Below are 22,968 nucleotides of genomic sequence, written 5' to 3' on the forward strand. Positions count from 1 at the left end.
TATCCCCCGTTTTCGAATTAGTCCCATTCGCGGTCTTGGCAGGTTTGCAGGATGGCGGCCGGATCCAGACCAGCATCGGCGACACCGCCTTGGTCGATGAAGCTGCAGGTCTGGTCGGCATAGTCGATGCTGAGTGTATAGACCTCGACGAAGCCATCGGCCTCGAGGATATAGCTCGCTTCGGTAAAGGTCGCGGCGTTCTCGCGGGTCAGGGTGCGAACCAGATCGCCCTCGACGTCAAAGGCATCGACGCCAAAGCCAGAGATCGTGCCGCTGGGATGATAGACGCCGCCCGGATCTGACTGCCAGACAAGGAATTCCGAATTCACATTGCCGGACATGGTCGGAATGAACAGCTCCGGCGCGCCGTCGGAATTGATGTCACGCAACGCCGGCGGGATGAGCAAGCCGTCGACCCGGATCGGCTCGGAGGTGTGCAGCAGATCGCCGTCGAGGGTGGTCTGGGTCAGCGTCAACTCGGCGCTCAAGGCATCGCCCTCGTAGTCGAAGCCGAGCAACACATCGCCCACGGTCAGGGCGCAGTCGACGGCCGCCGCCGCGCCGGGCGCGAGGGTATCGCACCACGGCTCGCCCTCGATATGGGGTGTCTCCGCCGCGGCGGATGCCGCAACGGCGACAAAGGAAAGAACCGACAGCAGCGCCGTCACCTTGAAGCCTTGCGCAGTCATCAGGCGTTTCCGTTCCTAGTGAGGCTCGGCATGTCAGTCATTCCAGTCACGCGCCTCGCATTCCGCAAGCAACACATCGGCGTTCAGCCAATCCTGCGCCTCGGCGGCACCATCGATCAGGCTGCAGCTGCGGCTGTCCGGGTCGATGCGCATCCGAAATACGGTGACGACCTCGGCTCCGTCGAGAAGATAAGCGGTCTCGGTGATCTGGCCGGCTCCGTCCCGGACCTCTCCCACGATCAGGGCGCCGCGCTGGCTGATCTGGGCAAGGGACTGGGCGCGCACGCGGCCGGCAATCCGGTAGAACCCGTCGGCGTTCAGCACCCAGACATCGTAGGCGGCGGGGCGCGACTGAATCAGCAGTTCGGCCAGCCCGTCATTGTCGATATCGCGCAAGACCGGGGGTTGCAGGCCACCGGCCACCTCGAAGGGGCCGGTCACATCGCGTGTGCCGCCTTCGGGGGTGGATTGGGTGATCGACAGATTGCCGCGACGCAGGTCGGCCGTGGTGGGGGTATAGTCAAAGCCAAGCATCAACGGCGGCGCTTCGAGCATACAGTCGTCGGGCAAGGCGGGACCGGCGGCGCCACCACACCGGGACAACCCGCTTTGCGCCTGAACCGCGCCTGACAGCAGCAGCCCACACACGGCTGTCGCTGTCAGGAATGGAAAGGCTGTCAAAGGCATGGTGTCCTATTCGGGTGCAGCGGGTTAGGCCTGCGCCTCACAGATTTGGTTGCCGGCATCGTCGCGCACCGGGAAACCGGAGGGCGGGTCGGTCAGCTCGATCGAAAACAGGTAGCAGCCGTTGCCGTCCTGAAACACGGTGTTGACCGGCGTGCCGGGGGGCAAGACGGCGGCAACTGCGGCGGGCAGGGTCGGCGGCGGCGGTGGCGGCGGCGGTTCGAAACCGGGGATCGAGGCCATCGTGGCTGGATCGCAGGCGGCGAGGATGGGCAACAAAAGCAGAGGCAACAGGCGGGGCATTCACGTCTCCTGACAGGTTATTAAGGGGCCGCAAGCAGGTGCACCGCCCCCAGACCCACTTGCCGCCCGGCCAGAGGTCAGGTCAAGGCATTGATGCCAGATCGCGCCCGATTCAGTGCAAAAATGCATGAATGTCCACGAACGGGCGACGGAGAGGCGCGCGCCCCTCACCCGTCGATGCCCGCCGTTTCAACCACAGCGTGAAACAGGACATCCGCACCCTTCGCGGCCCATTCCGGGGTGATCTCCTCGGCTTCGTTGTGGCTCAGGCCATCGACACAGGGGCACATCACCATCACGGTCGGTGCGACCCGGTTGATCCAGCAGGCGTCGTGACCGGCGCCGCTGACGATATCCATATGGCTATAGCCCAGCCGCTCGGCGGCGGCGCGAACGGTGGTGACCAGATCGGGATCGAAGGTCACAGGATCGAAATGGCCGACAGGCTCGATACTGATGCCAAGGCCAAGCCCTTCGGCGATTTCGGCGGCCTCGGCCTCCAGACGCTCGCGCATCGAGGTCAGCTTGGCCAGATCGGGAGAGCGGAAATCAATCGTGAACACCGCCTTGCCCGGGATCACGTTGCGGCTGTTGGGATAGACGTTGGCCTGTCCGACAGCGCCCACCGCGGCGGGCTGATGATCCATCGCGATGGTGTGGACGGCCTCCATGATGCGGGCCATGCCAAGGCCCGCATTGACGCGCATGTTCATCGGGGTCGAGCCGGTATGAGCGTCCTTGCCGGTCAGCGTGACCTCGAGCCACCACAGCCCCTGACCGTGGGTGACGACGCCGATGTCCTTGCCCTCGGCTTCGAGGATCGGACCCTGTTCGATGTGCAATTCGAGGAAGGCGTGCATCTTGCGGGCGCCGACGGGCTCGTCGCCCTTCCAGCCGATGCGCTCCAGCTCCGCACCAAAGGTCTTGCCCTCGGCATCGGTGCGGGCGTAGGCCCAATCCTGCTCGTGCATCCCGGCAAAAACGCCGGAGGCGAGCATGGCGGGGGCAAAGCGGGTGCCCTCCTCGTTGGTCCAGTTGGTCACCACGATGGGGCGTTTGGTCTTGATATTCAGGTCGTTGAGGCTGCGCAGGATCTCCAATCCGGCCAGCACGCCCAAGACGCCATCATACTTGCCCCCCGTGGGCTGGGTATCGAGATGCGATCCCACATAGACCGGCAGAGCATCGGGGTCGGTGCCTTCGCGGCGGGCGAACATCGTGCCCATCTGGTCGAGACCCATCGTGCAGCCGGCCGCCTCGCACCATTTCTGGAACAGGTGGCGGCCCTCGCTATCGGCGTCGGTGACGGTCTGGCGATTGTTGCCACCGGCCACGCCGGGGCCGATCTTCGCCATTTCCATCAGGCTGTCCCAAAGTCGGGAACCGTCGATCTTGAGATTGGCTCCAGGAGCGGCAGCGGAAGAGGACATGGCATTCTCCGGTCTGGCAACGTTGACTTGGGCGATACGATTTGACCAACTGGTCAAACCAACGCTAACAGAGGCGACCGGGCAGTCAAGACCGGCAGACCGCGAAAGGACATGAATTGGCCCCGACCCGCACGCGCATCCAGACCCGCAATCGCGAAACCATCCTCGCCGCTGGCTTGACCGTGTTCTCAGGGCAGGGATTCCGGGGGGCCACGCTGGACGAAATCGCCCGGCAAGCAGGGCTGAGCAAGCCCAATCTGCTCTACTATTTCCCGTCCAAAGAGGCGATTTATACGGAACTTCTCGAAGGATTGCTGGATACTTGGCTCGATCCGCTGCGGGCGCTCGATCCATCCGGGCCGGCACTGGAAGAGCTCTTGGCCTATGTCGAACGAAAGCTGTCTCTGAGCCGGGATTTCCCGCTGGAAAGCCGGCTTTTCGCCAACGAAATCCTGCAAGGCGCGCCGCAGATCGGCAAAATACTGTCGAGCGATCTCAAGGCTTTGGTCGATGAAAAGGCGGCCGTGATCAAGATTTGGGCAGATGACGGACAGATCGCGCCAGTCGATCCGCACCACCTGATCTTCTCGATCTGGTCACTGACGCAGCACTACGCCGATTTCGACGTGCAGGTGCGGGCGGTTCTGGGCAAGGCCGACCCCTTTCCGGGGGCCGAGGCACATCTGGAGCAGGTGTTCCGGCGGATCCTGACGCCGTAACGGCGGCCCATATCGAACGCCGCCCGATCGGGCGGCAGCCCCTCAAAGCAGGCCAAGGCCGTGCGGGGTCAGGCGGTCATCTCGTCAGAGTGATAGTCAATGTGCAGATGGTTCCCGTCCGGGTCCCAGACGTTGATCTGAACCACCGGGAAATCCGGCAACACGGCGATCTCATAGCGTTCGCCCTCGGCGTCGAGCTTGGCGATCATCTCCTGATAGCCGGTGGCGCGAAAGGCGCCGTGCTCGAGCTTGAGGTCCTTGGGGTCGGACCCCGGCTCGCGGTCGACGCCCACCAGATGCACAAGGGCGAACCCATTGGCATAAAGCCATGCCCCCGGAAACGAAAATGCCGGGCGCGGGCCGGTGGTCATGCCCAGAAACTTGCCATACCACGCGATCATCTCGTCAAGACGGGTGGTGCGGATGTTGATGTGGTCCAGTCGTTCGATCATGCGGATGCCCCCTCGCGAAGAGCCCGCGCAGCGGTCAGGCTGCGGCGGGCTCGGTGCCGGCACCAACTGTGGTGGCGGTTTCAGGCGGCGTCAATGGCGCCGCGTCACTCGGCGGCTTGCGCGGCCGGGTTGTTGGGGTGGCTGGTCCAGTTGGCATACTCGTCGCTGACGACCTTGCCGGTGCGGGGATCGACGGCGCCCGCGGGCATCCGCTCCATGGTGATGCAATCCTCGACAGGGCAGACATCGACGCACAGATTGCAGGCGACGCATTCGTCGTCCATCACCTCAAAGACGCGGTCCGGACTCATGCTGATCGCCTGATGGCTGGTGTCCTCGCAGGCGGCATAGCAGCGGCCGCACTTGATGCAGGCGTCTTGGTCGATCTTGGCCTTGGCCACGTAGTTGAGGTTCAGATACTGCCAGTCGGTCACGTTCGGGACGGCCTTGCCGATGAAGTCGGAGGTGCTGGAATGGCCCTTCTCGTCCATCCACTGCGACATGCCCGATTTCATCTCTTCGACGATCTTGAAACCATAGGTCATTGCGGCGGTGCACACCTGCACGTTGCCGGCACCCAGGGTCATGAACTCGGCCGCATCGCGCCATGTGGTCACGCCACCGATACCGCTGATCGGCAGACCGTGGGTTTCGGGGTCGCGGGCGATCTCGGCCACCATGTTGAGCGCGATCGGCTTGACCGCCGCACCGCAATAGCCGCCGTGGCTGCCCTTGCCGTCGATCGACGGCTCGGGGCTGAAGGTGTCGAGGTTCACGCTGGTGATCGAGGACACCGTGTTGATCAGGCTGACGGCGTCTGCGCCACCGGCCTTGGCGGCGCGGGCGGGGCCGCGAATGTCGGTGATGTTGGGCGTCAGCTTGACGATGACGGGCATCCGGGTGGTCTGCTTGCACCAGCGGGTGATCTGCTCGATCAGATCGGGGGCCTGCCCCACGGCGGCCCCCATGCCGCGCTCGGACATGCCGTGCGGGCAGCCACAGTTCAGCTCGATCCCGTCGGCGCCGGTTTCCTCGACAAGCGGCAGGATCGCCTTCCACGCGCTTTCCTCGCAAGGGACCATCAGGCTGACGATCATGGCGCGGTCGGGATAGTCGCGCTTGACGGCCTTGATCTCGCGCAGGTTCACCTCCAGCGGGCGGTCGGTGATCAGCTCGATATTGTTGATGCCCAGAACCCGGCGGTCGGCACCGTAAACCACGCCGTAACGGGGGCCGTTGACGTTGACGACAGGCGGGCCCGCTTCGCCCAGGGTCTTCCAGACGACACCGCCCCAGCCCGCCTCAAACGCGCGGCGGACGTTGTATTCCTTGTCCGTCGGCGGGGCCGAGGCCAGCCAAAACGGATTGGGGCTCTTGATGCCCAAGAAGTCGGTTCTGAGATCGGCCATGGAGCTCTCCTGCAGGTTTTCCGCCGCTATGCTGCGGCAATGGGGGCCTTGGGCGGTCCAAGGCTCTTGTGAATGATCTCGCGGCGGGCGCGGTAGACTTGGGTTCGGGTCAGATGCCGGGCCGAGCGACCGGCGCGGGCGATCATATCGGCCAGCGTCGCGCGGTCGGCATCGAGGGTCGCGACGGCTTCGGCCAAGGCGACACTGTCGCCGCGGGGCACGAGGCGGCCCGCGCCCTGCTCGGCCACCAAGGACGAGGCATAGGGATCGGCAAAGCCCAACAGCGGCGTCGCGGCATGAAGCGCCTCGACCAGATTGCGCGGGGATTCGTCGGTCATATGGCAAAACAGCATGATCTGCGCCCGGCGCATCAGGTCGAGCACGCGCGGGCGGTCGCTGACAAAGCCGTGGAAGGTGATGCACTCGGCAATGCCCAACCGATCCGCCTCGGCGCGCATCTGATCGAGCAGAACGCCGTCACCGACCCAGTCCGCCTCGAAGGGAATGCCCTTGGCGTACAGCGCGCCCAGAACGGCGACCCAGTGCAGCGGCCCCTTCATCTCGTCGGCGCGGCCGACATAGATCAGGCGCAGCGGTCCGGTGGCGGCCCCCTCGCGCTTTTCGGCCAGCGCAGTCGGCGAAATGCGGTCCACGTCCTCGAGGTCGATATCCTCGACGATATGCGGATCACGGCTGAAGGGGGACAGACGGTCAAAAACGGTTCGACCATGCAGCAGCGCCAGATCGGCACCGCGCAGCGCGCGGCGTTCGTTATGAGCGGTGATCGCCGCCTTCACGCGGCCCCAGAGCTTGCGGGGCAGACTGCCCTCGGCGCGAGTCGCCATGATCTGGCTCTCGACACGGTCGAACCAGACGGCATGGCTCAGACCGCGCTTGCGGGCGACGCCGGCACCCGTAATGCCCCAATCACCGATCCAGCCGCCAATGGCAAAGGAGCGATAGGTGCAGCGAGCCATCACCTCGGCCAGCCGGTCGGCCACGGCGGCGCGGCTGCGCAGAAACGTCGGCAGGTGATAGCCGTTGGGCAGATCGACCAATTCGAAAGTCGGGGCGGTAATGCCGCCCGCCTCTGCCTCGGACCAGCCGGGCGGCGGGGCGGCGGCATGACAGATCGAACAGGCTTTGACGCGGGTGAAATTCTCCGCCCAGGTCTTCAGGCCACTGATCGACTGATCCTCGATATAGAGCTTGCCCTGCCAGCGATAGAACGGCGCCCCCAGCGTGATCAGCAGGCTGTCCGGCTCTTCCGCCGAGGCGGGCAAGGCAGGCGAGGTGCGGGCTGAAGAGGTGCTGGCTGTCATCGGCAGGCGATCCTGAATGGCGGGCGGGGCAGAGCCACCCTACACCAAACTGGCGTGAATATCTTCCGCGGCGTCGCGGCCCTCGGCCACTGCGGTCACGGTCAGATCGTCGCCCCCGGTGGCGCAATCGCCGCCGGCCCAGACGCCCTCCATGCTGGTGCGGCCGGCACCGGACACGGCGATCTTGCCGGCCTCCATCGCCAGACCGACATCGAGGGAAAGGGTCTGGCCAATCGCCTTGAACACCTGATCGGCGGCAAGACTGAGGCGCTCGCCGGTGCCGACCAACTTGCCGTCCGTGGTCGTGGTATACTCCAGCTCGATGCCATCCTCATGGACAGCCACAGGCATCACGTTGAACAGCAGGCGGACACCGTAGGAGGCGGCAAGGTCCTGCTCGAACCGGCTCGCGCTCATCTGCTCGCGGCCGCGGCGATAGGCGATGGTCACGGTCTCTGCGCCGAGCAGCTTGGACTGCACAGCCGCGTCGACAGCGGTCATCCCGCCGCCGATCACCACCACATTGCGGCCCACGGGCAGATCCAGAAGATCGCTCGCCTGGCGCAGATCGGCGATGAAATCGACGGCGTCGCGGACGCCTTCGCGATCCTCGCCGTGGGCGCGAAGCATGTTCACGCCGCCAAGGCCGACACCCAGAAAGACCGCATCGAACTCGGCCTTCAGCCCGTCGAGGCTCAGATCCTCGCCCAGAGTGCCGCTGGCCTGGGTGATGCCGCCGATCCCCATCAGCCATTGCACCTCGCGGGCGGCAAAGTCGTCTGTCGTCTTGTAGGCGGCAATGCCGAATTCGTTCAGGCCGCCGGGCTTGGGACGGGCTTCATACAGGGTCACGTCATGGCCCTTCATTGCAAGGCGGTGGGCACAGGCCAGACCGGCGGGGCCGGCGCCGACGACGGCAATGCGCTTGCCGGTTTCGGCGGCGCGGGTGAAGGGGTGGCCCTGCTGGGCCATCAGCGTATCGGTGGCGTGGCGCTGCAACCGGCCGATCTCGACAGGCTTGCCCTCGGCGGCCTCGCGAACACAGGCTTCCTCGCAGAGGGTCTCGGTCGGGCAGACGCGGGCGCACATGCCGCCCAGAATGTTCTGCTCAAAGATCGTGCGGGCCGCAGCCTCCGGGGTGCCGGTCTGGATCTGGCGAATGAACAACGGGATGTCGATCGAGGTCGGACAGGCCGTGATGCACGGGGCGTCATAGCAGAAATAGCAGCGATCCGCCGCAACGGCAGCCTCGTGCGGATCAAAGGCACTGTGAAGATCGGCAAAGTTCTTGGCGATCTGTTCGGCGGTCAATCTGCCCGACGAAATGCCGGGGGTCATTGGGCTGGGCATGGCGGCTGTCCTTCGGTTCGGTTTGGACACAGCCTGCCACAGTCAGAAATTTTATCAAATGGTAAATTTTAGGCTGTTTGAGAATTTGGGGCGAAACCGGAGGAAACGCCTGCCGCCACAGGCAAACCGCAATGGGGCCCCGATCGAGATCGGGGCCCCATACCGGCTCGAGGCGCGATCAGCCGAACATGTCGGCGGTGATGCCGTCGTACCAGCCGATAGATTCCTGATAGGTCGCGGCGCGCAGTTCGGCGCTTTCGCCGGTCTGGCTGATAAAGCCGTCGACGCGGGCGATCTTCTCCTCGGTGGCCTCGTAGGTGGCGCCGACCTTGACCCCGTCATCGGTGTCGATCAGCGACCAGCAGGTGTTCGAGAACCGGGCCGGGAACACCGTCGATCCGGTCAGCGCCCCGCGCACGGCATTGGCGCAGACCTTGGCCTGACTGTTGGCGCTGAAGCCGGATTTGGGCATGTCGCCCTGCGCGGCGGAATCGCCGAGCACATGGATCGACGGGTCGATCTTCGACGAGAGATCCGCGGCGTTCACCGGCGCCCAGTTGCCATCGGTCACACCGGCGATCTCGGCAATCCGGCCGGCCTTCATCGCGGGGATGACGTTGCAGACATCCACCGGAGTGGCCTCGCCGTCGATCGTCAGGGTCATTGCTTGCGGGTCGACGCTGATATCCGCCCCGCCCATCTCGGGGCCGACCCGCTCGATCATGCCGGGATAGTGGGTGGCCCAGCCCTCCTCAAAGAGACCCTGCTTGGAAAAGGCCTCCTTTGGATCGGCGATCAGGATCTTGGCGGTCGGGTTCACCTCCTTGAGCAGATGCGCGACCATCGAGACCCGCTCATAGGGGCCGGGCGGGCAGCGATAGGGGTTGGGCGGGGCGACCATCGCAAAGGTGCCGCCTTCGGGCATCGCCATGACCTGCGCCTTGAGAAGCTCGGTCTGCGAACCGCCCTTGTAGGCATGGGGCATGGCGTTCTGCGCCGACAGATCCCAGCCGGCCACCGAGCCGTCGACGAAATCGATGCCGGGCGACAGGATCAGACGATCATAGGGCAGGCTCGCGCCCCCTGCGAGCGCGACGGTCTTGGCATCGCGGTCCACCCCGACAGCCCAGTCGTGCACGACGTTGATGCCATAGTCGGCGGCCAGCGTGCCATAGCTGTGGGCCAGCGAATCGATCTCGCGGAAGCCGCCCAGATAGAGGTTGGAGAAAAAGCAGGTGTAGTAGGCACGGCTCGGCTCGATCAGCGTGACGTCGATCGCACCGTCGCTGTCCTTGGCGATATAGCGGGCGGCGGTCGCGCCCCCTGCCCCGCCGCCAACGACGACCACGCGCGGACGGGCCTGCGCGCGGACCATCGGAGCCGCAAGCGTCGCACTCAGGGCGGCCGTGGCCCCGATGAATTGCCTTCTATCAAATGACATGACTTTCTCCTCCAAAAGAAACTTACTCGATGCTCAGGTAATAGGCGGCCAATGCGGCGATCTCCTCGTCGGTCAGACGGGCGGCGATCAGGCGCATGGTCTCGTTGGTGCGGGCACGGGCGCGATATTCGTGCATGGCGGTGATGAAATACTCGCCGTCGAGCAGGTCGATGGCCGGCACGTTGCCCGATCCGCTCCGGTGGCAACCGGCGCATTCCGAGGCGAGGTATTCGCCGTAGGCGGGATCGCCCTCGATGGCCAAGACCTCGGGCGGGACGACAAGCTCGCCGCGTGCCGGGGGTGGCGGCAATGTGGCAACGCGGACAAAGGTCAGGATATCGCGGCGATCCTGCTCACCGGCCACAACAGGATGGGTGTCAGGGAGCAGATCGCCCTGCAGATAGGCATGCAACGCCTCGCGCTCCCAGATCGCGCCCTCGGCCTGCAACTGGCGCAGACCGGGGGAATAGGCATAGCCGTCCACCGCCGCGACCTCACGGCCGAACAACGCGCCCAGATGCGGGCCGGCCTGCGTCGGTCTGGCATCCTCGGGTTGCAGGGCGTGGCAGGCGCTGCAACTGGTAAACAGCACTTCGCCCGCCGCCGCCGTGCCGCCGCATTCGGCGGCAATCTGGTCCGGATCGGTGAGCGTCAGATCAAGCGACTGGGACATTGCCAGCGACGCACCGCAGCACGCCAACACAGCAGACAGCACAGGCAAACGCATTGTTCTCAATTCCTCCCCAATGTGAGGGCAATTGTATAAATTATGGGCGTTCTGTCACCTATGGTTTTCCTGTCTTTTCGGGCTATGCCCCGCGACGAACAGCAATGGCACGGCAGGTCGACAGCCATCGCGAGGCCAAGGAAACATGGGGCGCGGGGGAATGGGGCACAGGCAAACAGGCGCTGGTTGCACAGTTGAAACGTATTGTTTCCACAATTTAGACACTTTTCAGTTTGGCCGGGGCGGGCAATAAGCCATCAAGGATGCGTTACTGTGCTGCCCGCTCAATTCTTTGAAAACCTTTGAAAACCGGCGTCGCGTGCCCGCGTATTGAGGGCTCCGCAAGACCGGGACGGCACACAGATCGCGTGTAACGAGGAGTGTGGTATGTCGGACGCAACGCAATCAGGGACCGAACTTGACGACAGCCTGACAGGCGACGACGGGGCCAACACCCTGCTCGGGCTTGCGGGCAACGATACCCTGATCGGCGGCAATGGCGCCGACCGGCTCGACGGCGGCGACGGCAACGATATCCTCGATGCCGGGTCGAACACCCAGTCCAACGGCACGGAGATGCTGCTCGGGCGGGGCGGCGACGACACCTACCTGTTCAGCAGCGGCACCTACAAGGCCACCGTGATGACCGAGGGGAGCAACTCGGGCAGCGCCGACAGCGTGGTGTTCGGGGATATGAGCCTCGGCGACTTCGACGCGGTCACCATCAACGGCACGACCATCGTCTTTGAATTCGTCAACGCCTACGGGCAGAACAGCGTCGTCACGATCCAGGGCTTCGGCAATATCGAGAGCTTCGTCTTTGCCGACGGGGCGATCCTCACCGCCGGCGATCTGGCCTTGTCCGCAGGCAGCACAGGCGACGACACGCTCACCGCGCTCGACACGGGATCGGTGCTCTATGGCGGGGCGGGGGCAGACAGCCTGATCGGCGGCATCGGCGCAGACAGCCTGATCGGCGGCGACGGGGACGACCAGATTTTCGGCGGCGACGGAGGCGATACCCTGTCCGGCGCGGCGGGCGACAACGTGCTCAGCGGCGGTGATGGCAGCGACAGCTACGTCGCCTCCCAAACCGGCGGCCACGCCCTGATCCTCGGCGAAACAGGCACATCCGGCAGCGCCGACACCGTCATCTTTGCCTCCGGCTACGGCACTCTGGCGCAGCCGACGCTGACCGCCGACGGGCATCTGCTGCTCGTCGTCACCGGGCCGGACGGGCAGAGCAATAGCGTCGAGATCGCCGCCTATGACGCGATCGAAAGCTATGTCTTTGCCGATGGGACGGTGATCGACGCGGCACAGATGCTGGGGCTGATCGCCACGGACGGAAACGACACGATCCAGGGGCTCGACCGGAACGACACGCTCACCGGTATGGCGGGATCCGACCGGATCTACGGCAATGACGGCGACGACGTGCTGAGCGGTGGCGACGGGCGCGATTTCCTCTTTGGCGGCGAAGGGGACGACACCCTGCACACCAGCGCCAACGAGTATACCAACATCGACGAATACCTGCGCGGCGGGAACGGCAACGATACCTACATCATCAGCCGCGACACCGGGCGGGTGATGATCCTCGGGGAAACCGCAAGCTCGGGCAACGCCGACGTGGTGATCTTTTCCGGGATCGACTTCGACGACATCACCGGCGCCAGCATCGCCTCGAACGGAGACCTGCGGCTGACCCTGATCAACGCGGGCGGAGACGAGGTGCGGATCACGATCCGGGACTATCAGGCGATCGAACGGTTCGAATTTGCGGACGGGATTGTACTCACCGGGGAAACAATCACCATGTTGGCCACGACCGATGTCTCGGCCAGCGATACCAGCCATGTCGATCTCGGCGCTCTGGACGCATTCGATGGGCACAACGGGCTGACGCCGATCGCGCTCGGTCAGGTGCAAAACCCCGACGGCAGCGACTATGCCTTTGCGCACAGCTATCACGTTCCGAACGGGATGGTGCACAACATGGTCGACGGCGACGTCTGGACCTCGGCCAGCCTGACCAACGCCATCGAATACGTGGTCGGAGACGACAGCGCCCAGATCATCTCGAATCTCAATTCGGGCGGAGACATCTTCTTCGGCAACGGCGGCGACGACTACGCCCACGGCGGCGGCGGAGCCGACTATCTCAACGGCGGCGCAGGGAACGACACGCTCTATGGCGGGACCTATTCCGACATGGTGGTCGGCGGGGCGGGCAACGATCTGCTGACCGGCGACCAGATGAACGACCTGCTCTTCGGCGGCGACGGCGACGACACGCTCGAAGGCGGGCTGGCGCTCGACGTGCTGTTCGGCGGGGCGGGCAACGACGTGATCATCAGCCGCAGCGATTCGGGCGAGCCGGACGTCCGGGTCGACGGGGTCGATCCCGTCGTGGTCACCGACGATCCCAGCAGCATCGACATCTCAGGGGCGGCGAGCAACGATGCGCTGTTCGGCGGATCGGGCTCGGATCTCTTCGTGTTCGAATTCACCGTGGGGGCCGTGGCCGATCCCGAGGTGCTGCTCGCCGGCGTCATGGACCTCTATACGCTCTACGACGACATGGGCACCGCGGACGTGCTCGACGATATCTACACGATCAACGGCGAACTCGACGGCGCGGGCAACCCCAAGCAGATCAAGCTCACCGACATTCCCATCGACTGGACCGTGATCACCGGGCTCAACGACGACCGGCACGATCACTGGATGGACGGGATCGGCAACGACGTGATCCACGACTTCACCGTCGGCGAGGATCAGATCGTGTTCATCGGGCACACGGTGGCGATCGAGGGGATCGAGTATGTCGACACGGACGGCAACGGGGTGCTCGACACCGTCATCACCATCGGCTCTGATCACGTCATGGACATGGGAGGAATGGTAACTCCGCTGGCGCATGACAACGACCTGCTCGGCACCGTCACCCTGATCGACGTGCAACTGAGCGAAGCCGATCTGGCCTATTCCGTCGTCGACGTGCCGGTGCACGGGCACGACGTGATGGAGCTGACCGGCGACGCCATGATCGACGCCTACTTGCTGACCAACTACACCGACGAGACCGGGGCCTTCCTCTCGGCACAAGAGCTGATCCCGATGTTCTCCAGCTTCGAGACGATCGGACAGGCGTCGAGCTACTATTCGTCGAACCTCGGGGCGATCAACACCTATGGCGACGATGTGCCCACGGCGCTCTTCGGGTCGGACGGGGCCGACGTGATGCAGGCTTCCGATCTGGGCAGCTACCTCGCGGGCGGGGCCGGTGACGACATCTTGCTCGGGTCCGACACCTACGCGATCCAGTTCGGGCGCGACTTCATCGAAGGCGGCGACGGCGACGATCTGATCTACGGCTCGGTGCAGGACGATTTCCTGTTCGGCGGCGAAGGCGACGATACCATCCTCGGCGGCGGCGTGATGGAGATGTATGCCTCCGGCACCACCATCCCCGTGGGCGACGAAGACCTGATCTTCGGCGGCGCGGGCAACGATACACTGGCCGGCGGGCCGTCGATGGACTGGATCGAAGGCGGCGACGGCGACGACACCCTGCTCAGTGCCAGCGACATCTACATCGGCAACTACACGTCCGACTACGTGCAATTCGGCGGCTCCACCTTCGAGGCCGACGACGGGGCCGAACTGACGCGCGATTTCCGCACGCTCGACGATTACCTGATCGGCGGCGACGGGGCCGACAGCTTCGTCTTCGACGTGCTCACCTCCGAGGTGGACGGGGCGGTCATCCAGACCAGCTTCGGGGTCGACACCATCTATGATTTCGACGCCAGCGAAGGCGACACGCTCAGCATCACGGTCCACGGGGCCAGCGCAGGCAGCGCCTATGCCGAGGTCAGCGCCGTGCTGGTCGACGGGATCGACAGCGCCGTGATCAACGTGATCTCGACCACCAGCGACAATCTTGCCACGACCATCGACCCGATCAGCGGCGATCCGATCGTCGAGACCGATTACACCGGCAGCGTCGGGGAAATCCTTCTGATCGGGGTCAGCGCGGCCGAGGCAGAGGCCCTGCTCGATCTGGCGGGCGGGTTCACCCTGTCCGAGCCCGCGCTGGGGGCGGCGGCCTATTACGAGGACATCCTCGGGTTCTGAGGCGCCGACGCGGCTCAGACCCAGACGCGCAACCGCTCCGAAAGGTGGGCGACGCGCTCGGCCACCACGTCCGACACCGGGCCGTCACGGGGCGGATCGCGCAGAGTCGTCAGCCACGCGGGGTCCGGCTCCCGCTTGCGGCCACGGTTGTCCCAGGACAGATCGGTCAGCACCCGCTCGGCGGCCGGGGGCAGACGGTCCGGCGCCTCATGGCCGTTGAGCACGCCCCAGACGCCGGTCCAAAGGCGGCCGACGGACCACGGATTGTAACCGCCGCCGCCCAGCACCAGCAGACGGGGGGCCATGCCGATCAACGCGGCGACAATAGCCCAATGGGCATTGTTCGACATCGCCATGCGACTCTGCGGATCCTCGGTCACCGCATCGGCCCCGCATTGCAGGACGATGGCATCGGGGGCAAACTTGGCGATGGCGGGCAGGATCAGCGCCTCGCGGGCCATCGCCATATCGCCGTCATGGGCGCCGCGCGGCACCGGCAGGTTATAGACCTGCCCCACCCCGCGATCGGTGATGGCGCCGGTGCGGGGCCAGCGGTTCTCCTCATGGACCGAGATCATCAGAACGTCAGGATCATCGGCAAAGGCGACCTCCACCCCGTCGGGATGATGGGCGTCGATATCGACATAGGCCAGACGGCGGACGCCATGATGGCGCAGCGACAGCATGGCGAGGACCGGGTCGTTGAAATAGCAAAAGCCGTTGGCCATGTCGGGCAGGCCGTGATGGGTGCCGGCGGCGGGGGCATAGACGGTGCCACCCTTGGCGACCAGCTCGCCCGCCAGAATCGCGCCACCGGCCGAGGTGGCGGGGCGGCGATACATCTCGCCAAAAACCGGGTTGGCATGGGTGCCGATATTGTGGCGGGCCCTGACCTGCTCGGTGACCGACTGGCTGGCCTCGGCGGCAGCGAGGGCCGCGACATAGTCGGGGGTGTGAAAGGCATGCAGCGCGGCGGGCTTGGCCTTGGGGCTGTTGATATACTGATGACCGGGCAACCAGCCCAGCGCCCGCGACAGGTCAATCACCGTGGACACGCGCGGTACGCGCAGCGGATGCCAGCCGCCATAGCTCGACCGGCGATAGATTTCCGACCCGATAAAGAGGGGGGCGGCGGCAATCTGGGAAAGCGAATTCACGCCGGCAGACCTCAAATCTCTTGCTCCACGGGGCGTCACATGAAACCGTGGTCGCACCAACTATAGCCTCGCAAAGCCGACAGACCATGTCCCTTGACGAAATGCACCAGTTGCCGCTGCGTCTGGCCCGCAAGGCCAAGGGGCGGGCGCACACGCAATTCGCCGCCCTGTGCTGGCGAATCGTCAATGGCGGGCCAGAGATCTGCCTGATCACCACGCGGGGCAAGGGGCGCTGGACGCTGCCCAAGGGCTGGCCGATGGACGGGCAGACCCCGGCCGAGGCCGCCGCGATGGAGGCTTTCGAGGAAGCCGGGCTCACCGGGCAATCGCTCGACCGTTGCCTCGGGGTCTATACCTACGTCAAACCCAAGGACAAATCGCGGACCCCGCATTTGACACTGGTGTTTCCCTTACAGGTGCAGACGATCCACGCAGATTGGCCCGAACGGGCGGTGCGGCGGCGCAAATGGGTCAGCCCGGCCAAGGCGGCGCGGCTGCTCAAGTCGCCCGAACTGCGGCACATCGTCGAACAATTCGACCCGCGGCAACTGCATCGCTGAGGGCGCGGGCGCGCGCCTCGGATTGGCCGGACAGACACGCGCCGGGATTGCAATTCGACCGGTTCTCACTAGATCTGATGGGTACGACACCATCGTATCCCCTTACCTGCACAAAGAAAGCCCATGATCCGCTTCACCCTCTCCTGCAAAGACGGTCACCGCTTTGAAAGCTGGTTCGCGTCGAACAGCGCCTTCGACAGCCTCTCGGCCGCCGGACACGTGACCTGCGCGGTCTGCGGCAGCACGCAGGTAGAGAAATCGCTGATGGCCCCGGCGGTGCGCACCGACGAAGAGGATCGCAAGCGGCCTTCGCTCTCGGCCGCGCTCAGCCCGCAGGAACAGGCCGCCGCGGACCTCCGCCGCAAGGTCGAGGAGAATGCCGATTACGTCGGGCTGTCCTTCGCCAAGGAAGCACGGGCGATTCACGATGGCGACGCCCCGGCGCGGGCGATCTACGGCGAGGCCAAGCTCGACGAGGCGCGCAAGCTGCTCGAGGACGGGATACCCGTGGCACCGTTGCCCTTTATGCCAAAAGCCAAGACCAACTAGCGCCCGGCGCATTGCACTAGACGGCAAGGGTGACTAAAAGGCCGCGACTTATCCGCCCAAAGGGACCAGCATGTCCATCCTTGTCATGAAATTCGGCGGGACGTCCGTCGGCAGTATCGACCGGATACACCGCGCCGCCAAGCGCGTCTCGGCAGAAGTGGCCAAGGGCCACAACGTCATCGTCATCGTCTCGGCCATGTCTGGCAAGACCAACGAACTGGTCGGCTGGGTCTCGGAAACCTCGCCGCTTTATGACGCCCGCGAATACGACGCGGTCGTGTCCTCGGGCGAGAACGTGACGGCGGGGCTGATGGCGCTGCGGTTGCAGGAAATGGATATCCCCGCGCGGAGCTGGCAGGGCTGGCAGGTGCCGGTCAAGACCACCTCCGCCCACGCCTCCGCCCGGATCGAAGAGATCCCCAGCGACAACATCCTCGCCAAGTTCGACGAAGGCATGCGGGTCGCCGTCGTGGCGGGCTTTCAGGGGATCAGCCCCGAGGGGCGGATCACCACGCTGGGGCGGGGCGGATCGGACACCACGGCCGTGGCCTTTGCCGCCGCCTTCGACGCGGTGCGGTGCGACATCTACACCGATGTCGACGGGGTCTATACCACCGATCCACGGATTTGCGACAAGGCGCGCAAACTCGACCGGATCGCGTTTGAGGAAATGCTCGAACTGGCCTCGCTAGGGGCCAAAGTGCTGCAAACGCGCTCGGTCGAACTGGCGATGCGCTACAAGGTCAAGCTGCGGGTGCTCAGCAGTTTCGAAGAACAGTCGGACGACGCCGGAACGCTCGTTTGCGACGAGGAGGAAATCATGGAAAGCAATGTTGTCGCCGGTGTCGCCTATTCGCGGGACGAGGCCAAAATGACGCTGATCTCCGTGGCCGACCGGCCCGGCATCGCCGCCGCGATCTTCGGGCCACTGGCCGAGGCCGGGGTCAACGTCGACATGATCGTGCAGAACATCTCCGAAGACGGGCGCACCGACATGACCTTCTCCTGCCCCACCGATCAGGTAATGCGGGCCGAGAAGGCGATGAACGAGGCCAAGGCGAAGGGCGAGATCAACTTCCACGATCTCGTGGCCGACAAGGGCGTCGCCAAGGTGTCGGTCGTCGGCATCGGGATGCGGAGCCACGCCGGCGTCGCCGCCCAGATGTTCGAAGCCCTGCGCGACGAAGGGATCAACATCAAGGTCATCACCACCTCCGAGATCAAGATCTCGGTGCTGATCGACCGCAAGTATATGGAACTGGCCGTGCAGGCGCTGCACGACACCTTCGGGCTGGACAAGGCCAGCTAAGGAGCGATCGCCGGATTTTGGGGCCGGGCCGGATGCTGCCCGGGCCCGCGCCCTTTGGCTCGGGTCGGCGCCGCCGTATTTGGAGCCAAAAGAAACACCGTGGTATCGGCGGAGAGATATCCCGCGCGACGCGCAGGGTTAGGCGTTGCATTTCGGGGCGGCGGCACGAAGTGGCGCGGCCGGGCACAGCCTGAAGGACGCGGGCATACCCCAGCGGACTGGCAAATGGATGCACCGGGAACAGCGCAACGCCAAGTTTAGCGCAAGACCTTGCGTCTGGCGCATTGAGGGCCTCCCCTTCGCTGCCAAGATCGCCTATACCTCGGCACTGGAACGCACAAAGGGGGCAGGATGCCCGATCGAACGGAAAGCGAAAGCCGCAAGCTGCTCGGGCGGCTTCAGGCCGCACTTGCAGAGGACAGCGCCGGTCAGGCCCGGTTGAACCGAATCGTCCGGCTCATTGCATCGTCGATGCAGACGGAGGTCTGCTCCATCTACCTGTTCCGCGACGCCGAAACGCTGGAACTTTGCGCCACCGAGGGGCTTCAGCCCGAGGCCGTGCACCAGACGCGGATGCGGATGGGCGAGGGCCTCGTCGGGCGGACCGCGCGCAGCAAGACCGTGATCAACACCGCCGACGCCCCGGCAGAGCGGGGCTTTCGCTATATGCCGGAAACCGGCGAGGAGCGGTATTCCTCCTTCTGCGGGGTGCCGATCCAGCGGCTGGGCGAGGCGCTCGGCGTGCTGGTCGTGCAATCCAAGGCGGCGCGGCTGTTCACCTCCGACGAGGTCTACGCGCTCGAAGTGGTGGCGATGGTGCTGGCCGAAATGACCGAGCTCGGGGCCTTCGTCGGCGACGGCGCGGCGCTTTCGGCGCGGCACCAGCGGTCGGTCATGCTGCGCGGCACGATCGGGCAGGAAGGCGCCGTGCAAGGGCAGGTCTATCTGCACGAACCGCGTGTGGTCGTGACCAACCCGATCTCTGACGATCCCGAAGCCGAACTCGTGCGGCTGCGCGAGGCGGTCGATCAGCTGCGGATCTCGGTGGACGAATTGCTCGATGGCAACGCCGCCGAGGGCGAACAGGCCGCCGTGCTGCAAGCCTACCGGATGTTCGCCCAGTCGCGCAGCTGGATGCGGCGCATGGAATCGGATGTCGAAAGCGGGCTCTCCGCCGAGGCGGCCGTCGAGAAAGAGCAATCGCTGGCCCGGACTCGGATGGGCAAGTCGAACGATGCCTACATGCGCGACAGGCTGCACGATCTGGACGACCTGTCGAACCGGCTGCTGCGAATCCTGACAGGGCAAGGCAGCAGCACCGGCGCCGAGATGCCGGAAAACCCGGTGCTGATCGCGCGAAACATCGGGCCCGGAGAGCTCTTGGAATACGGCAAGGTGCTCAAGGGGATCGTGCTGGAAGAAGGCTCCGTCGGCAGCCACGCGGCCATCGTCGCCCGGGCCTGGGCGATCCCGCTGATCATCCATGCCAGCGGGATCACCACAGAGGCGCTGAACGGCGATACCATCCTTGTCGACGGCGATCAGGGGATCGTGCACCTGCGGCCCGAGGAAACCGTCACCGCCGCGTTTCAGGACAAGGTCGCGATGCAGGCGCGGGCGCAGGAACGCTATGCCTCGATCCGGGACGAGCCTGCGCAGGCGCTCTGCGGCACCACCATATCGCTGCACATGAATGCCGGGCTGATCGCGGACCTGCCATCGCTGGCGCCTTCCGGGGCGGACGGCGTCGGTCTGTTCCGCACAGAGCTTCAGTTTCTGGTGCGCAACCAGATGCCGCAGCGGTCCGAATTGTCGGCGCTCTACGCACGGGTGATGGACAGCGCCCAGGGGCGGCGGGTCGCCTTCCGCACGCTCGACATCGGCTCGGACAAGGTGCTGAGCTACATGAAGCCGAACGACGAACCCAATCCCGCGATGGGCTGGCGGGCGATCCGGGTGGGGCTCGACAAGCCGGGCGTGCTCAGAATGCAGTTGCAGGCGCTCATACGCGGGGCCAAGGGGCGGCCCTTGTCTGTCATGTTCCCCTTCATCGCAGCGCCTTCGGAATTTCGGGCGGCGCGGGCCGAATGGGACAAGGCGCTGGCCCGCGAAGAGGGGCTGGGCCATCCGCTCCCCGTCTCGGCAGAGGTCGGCGCGATGCTGGAGACGCCCAGCCTCGCATTCGCGCCCGACAGCTTCTTCAAAGAGGTCGATTTCATCTCGGTCGGCGGCAACGACCTGAAGCAGTTCTTCTTCGCGGCCGACCGCGAGAACGAACGGGTGCGGCGGCGCTACGACACGCTGGACGTCAGCTTCCTGACCTTCCTCGAACAGATCCTCGCCCGCTGCCACGCCGCCGGAACGCCGATCAGCTTCTGCGGCGAAGATGCCGGGCGGCCCATCGAGGCGATGGCCCTGTCGGCGCTCGGCTTCCAAATGCTCTCCATGCGGCCGGCCTCGATCGGCCCGGTCAAGCACCTGCTGCGGCGGGTCGATCTGTCAGCGGCCAAACAGGTGATCGACGAGGCCCGCGACGCGGGCCAAGACAACGTGCGCGAGGCACTCACCGGATGGCTCGCCGCTCAGCGGGGCTGATGGCTCAGGCGCGCTTCACCGGCAGCTTGGCCTCGGCCAGTACCTTGTGGAAATGGGCCAGAACCGGCTCTTCGCCATAGGTCTCGACCGCGCGGCGCAGGCCGAAGTGGACATGGGCGACCTCGACGTAATAGTCGACGAAGGCGTAGTTCGTGCCCGCCCCCGCGGCCGCGCCCAGGATGGGAACGGCTTGGGTGGCCAGCTTCTGGCTCAGCACGGCGGCAAACTTCGGGGCGATCTTGCTGATCAGGCCATGCAGGGCCGGGCCGGTCAGGCTCAGACGGGCACCGATGAAACTGGTGTCGATGCCGTCATCATCGCCGCCCGGCGCACCGGCGCCAAACACCCGAAGACATTCGACGCGGGTCGCCTCACTGGCCGGATCCTCGCCGTATTGGCTGGCCACGTCCTGCACCGCGCGAAAGATGATCGTCGTGGCGACGGGGAGTTCGGCCAGAGCGGTCGGCAATCCGCCGATGCCGCCCAGCGCGCCGGAGATCGTGCCCAGAACGCGGTGCGTCCGGTCGCCCGACACACGGGCGGCCTGCCCGCCACGGGTGCGGCTGGCGGCCTGATAGCTCTGGGTCAGAGCCTTGCGGGCGGCGCCCTCGATCTGGCCCCGGACGCCCTTGGGCAACAGCTTCATACCGTCCTCGACCTGTCCGCCGACGAATGTAATCGCTTGCATCAGGACACCGTTGGCACGGCGCTGGCGACGGGCAAGGGCGGCCACCTGCTCTTGGGCAGAGGCGTCAAAGGGGGGAAACTGCACGTCGGGATCGATCACTTTCATCGCGGGGCCTCCTGTCCACCCTTGAAATGTGGGGGGTCGGGCGTGAAATTCAATCTTTCGCCTTGCGGACGTTGCCCTTGATGCCCTTCCACGCATCCGGATAAAGCGCCACACCCAGAACCCGGTCGGGGTTGGTCGGGGGCGGCATCTTCACGTCCTTGAGCTTTTGAAAGCCAAAGCGGGAATAATACGGGGCATCGCCCACCAGCATCACGCGGCGCCAGCCCATGTCGCGGGCCACGTCGAGGGCGCGGCCGATAAGATAGGCGCCCAACCCCTCGCCCTGTCGGGTCGGGTGAACGGCCACCGGGCCCAAGAGGACCGCGCGGGCCGGGCCGATGCGGACAGGCCAGCAGCGGATCGCACCGCCCAGAATGCCATCGGCATCACGGCTCAGCAGGCACAATTCGGGCACCGCCGGCACGCCGTCGCGCAGGCGATAGGACGACAACGCCTCACGCCCCGGTGCGAAACACAGGTCATAGAGAGCCTCGACCTCCCACCAATCGTCCGGTGTTTCCTGCACCAGATCCATCATGCTCGTCCTCGTCTTGTCTGGCCGCCTGCCCCGGCCGCCTGCACGGGCCGCATCCAAAGGACTGGTCCTCGATGCCCGTGCAAGCTACCTGAGGCGCAACGAAAGGAAAACGCCCCATGTTTTATCGCCCCCAAGATGGCCACGGCCTGCCGCACAATCCCTTCAACGCAATCGTCACGCCCCGGCCGATTGGCTGGATCAGCACGCGCGGGTCGAACGGTCAGGACAATCCGGCCCCCTACTCGTTCTTCAATGCCGTCGCCTACTTTCCGCCGCAAGTGATGTTCGCCTCCACCTCGGCCAAGCCCGACCGGGACGGCACCAAGGACAGCGTCGGCAACATCCGCGACACGGGCGTGTTCTGCGTCAATGTCGTCGAATACGCGATGCGCGACGTGATGAACGAAAGCTCCGGCCCGTGGGAGCGCGAGGTCGACGAGTTCACCAAGGCCGGGATCGACCGGGCCGAGTGCGAGACGATCGCCTGTAGCCGGGTCGCGGCAGCGCCGGCCTCGCTGGAATGCAAGCTGACGCAGATCGTGCAACTGCCCGGCGAGGCGAACTTTGTGGTCTTTGGCGAAGTCACAGGTGTCCACATGCGCGACGATTGTCTCAAGGACGGCGTCTTCGACGTAACGACCTATCAGCCGCTCTCGCGGATGGGCTACCGGGATTACGCCCGGATCACCGAGGTGTTCTCCCTGAAACGACCCGGCGAATAGGATGGCGCCGACAGGGGCGCGGCGGGGCCGTTCCTTGCCGCTTCCCTGCCCCTCCGCACCTTGTGGTCACATTCCG

Annotated in this window: 20 protein-coding genes; 7 read left to right on the forward strand and 13 right to left on the reverse strand. The window is 65.3% G+C overall.

What is annotated here, in order from left to right; all coding sequences use genetic code 11:
* Positions 1 to 17 precede the first annotated feature (17 nt).
* The 4 genes from LOM8899_RS03285 to LOM8899_RS03300 all read right to left on the reverse strand — a co-directional run bounded on the left by LOM8899_RS03285 (position 18) and on the right by LOM8899_RS03300 (position 3,106).
* The gene (locus tag LOM8899_RS03285; RefSeq protein ID WP_093990706.1) at positions 18 to 689 is read right to left on the reverse strand and encodes a hypothetical protein; all 672 of its coding nucleotides are present in this window, start codon (positions 687 to 689) and stop codon (positions 18 to 20) included.
* A gap of 33 nt (positions 690 to 722) precedes the next feature.
* Complete coding sequence (locus LOM8899_RS03290) at positions 723 to 1,370, reverse strand: hypothetical protein (RefSeq protein WP_133064969.1); 648 nt, start codon at positions 1,368 to 1,370, stop codon at positions 723 to 725.
* A 30-nt stretch (positions 1,371 to 1,400) separates the two neighbouring features.
* Entirely contained in the window at positions 1,401 to 1,676 is a 276-nt protein-coding gene (locus LOM8899_RS03295; RefSeq protein WP_093990708.1) for a hypothetical protein, read from the reverse strand.
* Between the two features lie 167 nt (positions 1,677 to 1,843).
* Complete coding sequence (locus tag LOM8899_RS03300; RefSeq protein WP_093990709.1) at positions 1,844 to 3,106, reverse strand: Zn-dependent hydrolase; 1,263 nt, start codon at positions 3,104 to 3,106, stop codon at positions 1,844 to 1,846.
* Positions 3,107 to 3,222: 116 nt separating this feature from the next.
* Here LOM8899_RS03300 and LOM8899_RS03305 point away from each other — a divergent pair, with 116 nt between their 5' ends.
* Positions 3,223 to 3,825, forward strand: a complete 603-nt coding sequence (locus LOM8899_RS03305; protein ID WP_093990710.1) for a TetR family transcriptional regulator C-terminal domain-containing protein — start codon at positions 3,223 to 3,225, stop codon at positions 3,823 to 3,825.
* A 68-nt stretch (positions 3,826 to 3,893) separates the two neighbouring features.
* Here LOM8899_RS03305 and LOM8899_RS03310 read toward each other — a convergent pair whose 3' ends face one another.
* The 6 genes from LOM8899_RS03310 to LOM8899_RS03335 form a co-directional block, all read right to left on the reverse strand.
* Positions 3,894 to 4,277: a VOC family protein gene (locus LOM8899_RS03310; protein WP_093990711.1), complete on the reverse strand. Its 384-nt coding sequence runs from the start codon at positions 4,275 to 4,277 to the stop codon at positions 3,894 to 3,896.
* Between the two features lie 104 nt (positions 4,278 to 4,381).
* The gene (preA, locus tag LOM8899_RS03315; RefSeq protein WP_093990712.1) at positions 4,382 to 5,686 is read right to left on the reverse strand and encodes an NAD-dependent dihydropyrimidine dehydrogenase subunit PreA; all 1,305 of its coding nucleotides are present in this window, start codon (positions 5,684 to 5,686) and stop codon (positions 4,382 to 4,384) included.
* A gap of 26 nt (positions 5,687 to 5,712) precedes the next feature.
* Entirely contained in the window at positions 5,713 to 7,008 is a 1,296-nt protein-coding gene (locus LOM8899_RS03320) for a glycosyltransferase (RefSeq protein WP_093990713.1), read from the reverse strand.
* 39 nt (positions 7,009 to 7,047) lie between these two features.
* Entirely contained in the window at positions 7,048 to 8,358 is a 1,311-nt protein-coding gene (locus LOM8899_RS03325; protein ID WP_093991391.1) for an NAD(P)-dependent oxidoreductase, read from the reverse strand.
* Between the two features lie 178 nt (positions 8,359 to 8,536).
* Complete coding sequence (locus tag LOM8899_RS03330; RefSeq protein WP_093990714.1) at positions 8,537 to 9,799, reverse strand: NAD(P)/FAD-dependent oxidoreductase; 1,263 nt, start codon at positions 9,797 to 9,799, stop codon at positions 8,537 to 8,539.
* A 22-nt stretch (positions 9,800 to 9,821) separates the two neighbouring features.
* A complete protein-coding gene (locus tag LOM8899_RS03335) occupies positions 9,822 to 10,526 on the reverse strand; it encodes a hypothetical protein (protein WP_093990715.1) in 705 nt (234 codons plus the stop codon).
* A 387-nt stretch (positions 10,527 to 10,913) separates the two neighbouring features.
* On the opposite strand from LOM8899_RS03335, the gene LOM8899_RS03340 reads away from it, so the two are divergent.
* Positions 10,914 to 14,669, forward strand: coding sequence for a calcium-binding protein (locus LOM8899_RS03340; RefSeq protein ID WP_093990716.1), 3,756 nt, complete (start codon positions 10,914 to 10,916; stop codon positions 14,667 to 14,669).
* Between the two features lie 14 nt (positions 14,670 to 14,683).
* On the opposite strand, the gene LOM8899_RS03345 is transcribed toward LOM8899_RS03340, so the two are convergent.
* Positions 14,684 to 15,826, reverse strand: coding sequence for an acetoin utilization protein AcuC (locus LOM8899_RS03345; RefSeq protein ID WP_245820416.1), 1,143 nt, complete (start codon positions 15,824 to 15,826; stop codon positions 14,684 to 14,686).
* 86 nt (positions 15,827 to 15,912) lie between these two features.
* Here LOM8899_RS03345 and LOM8899_RS03350 point away from each other — a divergent pair, with 86 nt between their 5' ends.
* The 4 genes from LOM8899_RS03350 (at position 15,913) to LOM8899_RS03365 (ending at position 20,839) form a co-directional block, all read left to right on the forward strand.
* Complete coding sequence (locus tag LOM8899_RS03350) at positions 15,913 to 16,386, forward strand: NUDIX hydrolase (protein ID WP_245820417.1); 474 nt, start codon at positions 15,913 to 15,915, stop codon at positions 16,384 to 16,386.
* A gap of 123 nt (positions 16,387 to 16,509) precedes the next feature.
* Positions 16,510 to 16,935, forward strand: a complete 426-nt coding sequence (locus LOM8899_RS03355) for a DUF1178 family protein (protein ID WP_093990718.1) — start codon at positions 16,510 to 16,512, stop codon at positions 16,933 to 16,935.
* 70 nt (positions 16,936 to 17,005) lie between these two features.
* Positions 17,006 to 18,244 carry an aspartate kinase gene (locus LOM8899_RS03360; protein WP_093990719.1) on the forward strand — a complete coding sequence of 413 codons (1,239 nt, stop codon included), beginning with the start codon at positions 17,006 to 17,008 and terminating at the stop codon, positions 18,242 to 18,244.
* 351 nt (positions 18,245 to 18,595) lie between these two features.
* A complete protein-coding gene (locus tag LOM8899_RS03365) occupies positions 18,596 to 20,839 on the forward strand; it encodes a phosphoenolpyruvate--protein phosphotransferase (protein ID WP_093990720.1) in 2,244 nt (747 codons plus the stop codon).
* Between the two features lie 4 nt (positions 20,840 to 20,843).
* Here the strand turns inward: LOM8899_RS03365 and LOM8899_RS03370 are convergent, their stop codons facing one another.
* On the reverse strand, positions 20,844 to 21,632 hold the full coding sequence (locus LOM8899_RS03370) for an EcsC family protein (RefSeq protein WP_093990721.1): 789 nt from the start codon (positions 21,630 to 21,632) through the stop codon (positions 20,844 to 20,846).
* A 49-nt stretch (positions 21,633 to 21,681) separates the two neighbouring features.
* Entirely contained in the window at positions 21,682 to 22,170 is a 489-nt protein-coding gene (locus LOM8899_RS03375; RefSeq protein ID WP_093991393.1) for a GNAT family N-acetyltransferase, read from the reverse strand.
* Positions 22,171 to 22,286: 116 nt separating this feature from the next.
* On the opposite strand from LOM8899_RS03375, the gene LOM8899_RS03380 reads away from it, so the two are divergent.
* Positions 22,287 to 22,892, forward strand: coding sequence for a flavin reductase family protein (locus LOM8899_RS03380; protein WP_093990722.1), 606 nt, complete (start codon positions 22,287 to 22,289; stop codon positions 22,890 to 22,892).
* The last annotated feature ends 76 nt before the right edge of the window (positions 22,893 to 22,968 follow it).

The sequence above is a fragment of the Flavimaricola marinus genome, from assembly GCF_900184895.1.
GTDB lineage: Bacteria > Pseudomonadota > Alphaproteobacteria > Rhodobacterales > Rhodobacteraceae > Flavimaricola > Flavimaricola marinus.

Excerpts from the sequence above, each read along its gene's own strand:
- LOM8899_RS03360 (WP_093990719.1), top strand. The coding sequence starts at position 17,006 with ATGTCCATCCTTGTCATGAAATTCGGCGGGACGTCCGTCGGCAGTATC.
- LOM8899_RS03295 (WP_093990708.1), bottom strand. The coding sequence starts at position 1,676 with ATGCCCCGCCTGTTGCCTCTGCTTTTGTTGCCCATCCTCGCCGCCTGC.
- LOM8899_RS03350 (WP_245820417.1), top strand. The coding sequence starts at position 15,913 with ATGTCCCTTGACGAAATGCACCAGTTGCCGCTGCGTCTGGCCCGCAAG.
- LOM8899_RS03285 (WP_093990706.1), bottom strand. The coding sequence starts at position 689 with ATGACTGCGCAAGGCTTCAAGGTGACGGCGCTGCTGTCGGTTCTTTCC.
- LOM8899_RS03300 (WP_093990709.1), bottom strand. The coding sequence starts at position 3,106 with ATGTCCTCTTCCGCTGCCGCTCCTGGAGCCAATCTCAAGATCGACGGT.
- LOM8899_RS03375 (WP_093991393.1), bottom strand. The coding sequence starts at position 22,170 with ATGATGGATCTGGTGCAGGAAACACCGGACGATTGGTGGGAGGTCGAG.
- LOM8899_RS03310 (WP_093990711.1), bottom strand. The coding sequence starts at position 4,277 with ATGATCGAACGACTGGACCACATCAACATCCGCACCACCCGTCTTGAC.
- LOM8899_RS03355 (WP_093990718.1), top strand. The coding sequence starts at position 16,510 with ATGATCCGCTTCACCCTCTCCTGCAAAGACGGTCACCGCTTTGAAAGC.
- LOM8899_RS03370 (WP_093990721.1), bottom strand. The coding sequence starts at position 21,632 with ATGAAAGTGATCGATCCCGACGTGCAGTTTCCCCCCTTTGACGCCTCT.
- LOM8899_RS03330 (WP_093990714.1), bottom strand. The coding sequence starts at position 9,799 with ATGTCATTTGATAGAAGGCAATTCATCGGGGCCACGGCCGCCCTGAGT.
- LOM8899_RS03380 (WP_093990722.1), top strand. The coding sequence starts at position 22,287 with ATGTTTTATCGCCCCCAAGATGGCCACGGCCTGCCGCACAATCCCTTC.
- LOM8899_RS03325 (WP_093991391.1), bottom strand. The coding sequence starts at position 8,358 with ATGCCCAGCCCAATGACCCCCGGCATTTCGTCGGGCAGATTGACCGCC.
- LOM8899_RS03320 (WP_093990713.1), bottom strand. The coding sequence starts at position 7,008 with ATGACAGCCAGCACCTCTTCAGCCCGCACCTCGCCTGCCTTGCCCGCC.
- preA (WP_093990712.1), bottom strand. The coding sequence starts at position 5,686 with ATGGCCGATCTCAGAACCGACTTCTTGGGCATCAAGAGCCCCAATCCG.
- LOM8899_RS03335 (WP_093990715.1), bottom strand. The coding sequence starts at position 10,526 with ATGCGTTTGCCTGTGCTGTCTGCTGTGTTGGCGTGCTGCGGTGCGTCG.
- LOM8899_RS03365 (WP_093990720.1), top strand. The coding sequence starts at position 18,596 with ATGCCCGATCGAACGGAAAGCGAAAGCCGCAAGCTGCTCGGGCGGCTT.
- LOM8899_RS03340 (WP_093990716.1), top strand. The coding sequence starts at position 10,914 with ATGTCGGACGCAACGCAATCAGGGACCGAACTTGACGACAGCCTGACA.